The 562-nt window shown below is 42.3% G+C and carries 1 protein-coding gene; it reads left to right on the top strand.

Annotated features, from left to right (window positions below):
• Positions 1-562: IS3 family transposase (locus G5B42_RS11635; protein WP_181340636.1), on the top strand; the 562-nt coding region annotated here is incomplete at both ends.

Below are 562 nucleotides of genomic sequence, written 5' to 3'. Positions count from 1 at the left end.
TTAACCGCACCAGTGTGTATCGCCAACCCCCCGCTCAGAAGCGAATATCTGATGAAGACTTACTTGTCATGCGCCGAATTGATGAAGTACACACTTACCATCCCACTTGGGGTTATCGTACCATTACCCGCATTTTGAGGCGGGATGATCATTTGTTAATCAATCCGAAGAAGGTACGCCGGATCATGCGAGACATGGGGATTTATACTATTTACCCTAAACCTAATTTGAGTAAGCGCTACCACGCCAAATACATTCGCCCTTATCTGTTAAGGAATTTACCCATAGACCATCCTGATCAGGTTTGGGGAATAGATATTACTTATATCCGCATGAAAAAAGGCTTTATGTATCTGTTTGTCATTATTGACTGGTACAGCCGGTGTATAGTTGATTATGAGCTTTCAAGCACATTGGACAAGGCATTTGTCTTAATCTGCCTCAAACGGGCATTGAATGACCGTAAGCCGGAGATTATCAATAGTGATCAGGGCAGCCATTTTACTAACCCGGATTATATAAAGCTATTAGACTCCCATAATGTTAAAATCTCCATGGATGG

Source organism: Capillibacterium thermochitinicola, from assembly GCF_013664685.1.
GTDB classification, from domain to species: Bacteria; Bacillota; UBA4882; order UBA10575; family UBA10575; genus Capillibacterium; species Capillibacterium thermochitinicola.
This window is presented reverse-complemented; position numbering and strand designations above follow the sequence as displayed.